The sequence below is a fragment of the Paracoccus sp. S4493 genome (assembly GCF_000967735.1).
Taxonomy (GTDB): domain Bacteria; phylum Pseudomonadota; class Alphaproteobacteria; order Rhodobacterales; family Rhodobacteraceae; genus Paracoccus; species Paracoccus marcusii.
In genome coordinates, this window is the sequence record NZ_JXYF01000284.1 from 1 (window position 1) to 1,592 (window position 1,592).

Annotated in this window: 3 protein-coding genes; 2 read left to right on the forward strand and 1 reads right to left on the reverse strand. The window is 57.9% G+C overall.

The genetic code is table 11. The annotated features are described in order from the left end of the window. Together TW83_RS21915 and TW83_RS17180 are read left to right on the forward strand one after the other, a co-directional pair. On the forward strand, window positions 1-192 hold a 192-nt coding region (locus TW83_RS21915; RefSeq protein ID WP_204245799.1), incomplete at its 5' end, for a hypothetical protein. After that, window positions 167-871, forward strand: coding sequence for a LuxR family transcriptional regulator (locus TW83_RS17180; RefSeq protein WP_045984006.1), 705 nt, complete (start codon window positions 167-169; stop codon window positions 869-871). The genes TW83_RS21915 and TW83_RS17180, both read left to right, overlap by 26 nt. A gap of 356 nt (window positions 872-1,227) precedes the next feature. On the opposite strand, the gene TW83_RS21330 is transcribed toward TW83_RS17180, so the two are convergent. Further along, window positions 1,228-1,383 carry a hypothetical protein gene (locus TW83_RS21330; protein WP_162198084.1) on the reverse strand — a complete coding sequence of 52 codons (156 nt, stop codon included), beginning with the start codon at window positions 1,381-1,383 and terminating at the stop codon, window positions 1,228-1,230. Between the last annotated feature and the right edge of the window lie 209 nt (window positions 1,384-1,592).

Here is a 1,592-nt window from a genome sequence, read left to right on the forward strand (position 1 = left end):
AATCAATGCATCCTGACCCTAGAGCAGGGCATGAAATACGGCATGGTTTTTCCGGTGCATTCCAGATCAACCAGCGGTTTTGCGCTGGCCCCGACACTTTCCCTTAAAACCTACTTTTGGGTGCATACATCCTGCTATGAGGAAAGATCCTTAGCGAGGTTATCCCATGAGCCAGCTTTTCGAGTGGTGTAAGGATATGGAACACGGGATTGCGAGCGAGGCGGCCATAATGGCCGACTTTAGCAAGGTTCTCGGCGAGATAGGAGTGCACCATATCTCCTACATCGAGGTGAGCCTCAGCGGGGGCAGTCGCGCCAGCACCACCTACCCCGAGAGTTGGCATCAGACCTACCTAGAAAACGCGCTCTACCGGCAGGATCCGGCGATCCGGGTGGCGCGCAATGCCACCGGCCTGCAATTGTGGGACGTGGACACTCTTGAGGGGGAGGACCGCGCCTTTTTCGAACAGTCACGGGCGCACGGGGTACCACATTGCGGTTGCGCAATGTACCTCTATCAGCCGGGGTCGGTCTCCTTTGGGGTCTTCTCGCTTGCCTCAGACCTGCCGGCGCCAGAGTGGCGTGCGCTCTGCCGGGCCCACCGGCGCGAACTCGAAGTGTGCGGTAATACCTTACGCGATATTCTGGACCGCCTCGGCGCACGGGCAGAAGCGCCGAAACTTTCACCACGTGAGCACGATGTGCTGACTTGGGCCGCCCGCGGAAAGACTAGCTGGGAGACAGCAGCAATTCTCGGGCTCACGGAGGGCACGGTCTATCAGTATATCCGCAGTGCCATGAGGAAGCTTGGTGCCTGCTCCAAGTTGCATTGCGTTATTCTCGCTATCGAAGCTGGTGTGCTAGAGATATAGGATTATTACCCATTAATTTTGGCGGAGGCTCACAATTCAGCCTCCGGAAAATGGCAGTGACATATCTGATCTCTTTTAATTGAGCGAAATGAGAATGGCGCGTACCACGCTCTTAAAGAAGTCCCATGGCAAGCCAAGCGTCTGATGCCGAAAGGGGCAAAATAGTACACTAAGAGCTGATCTTAGCGGGTTATGAAGGGTAGGCCGGGGCTGAGCCAATCTCAGGGCAGGCTCACAGGGGCTTGCTGGGGGCCGTCCCGCCTGCGCTAGCCCCACAACCCCCGGCTGATCCCCACCCCCCTCTCCGTTCCGGCGCATAACACCCAATATCGACGGGGCAGCAGCCGGGGGTTGAGTTAGAGCTTCCTGTCGTCGTCGCGGTCCCGCTTGGTTCCCGACAGGACTGCGCCCAGGGCCGCGCCCATCGCGACCCCCATGGCCGCACCCATGCTGATGTTGTCCATGGCAGCCCCGACCCCGATGCCGATGGCCGTTCCGATTGCAATCCACATGCCCATATTCACGATCCTACCTTTAAAAGCTGCCGATGAAATGCCAGGCGCCTGGATCGGCAGGGGAGCTGCCTAACCAATCCGCTTTTCCATAATGACCGTCCGTTCCTCGCCGTGAAGCACATCGCGGACTTCGATATATCCAAGGCGGGCGTAAAATGGCCTTGCCGTCAAAGATGCAGGCACCTGAACCCACATTCCCCAAGTAA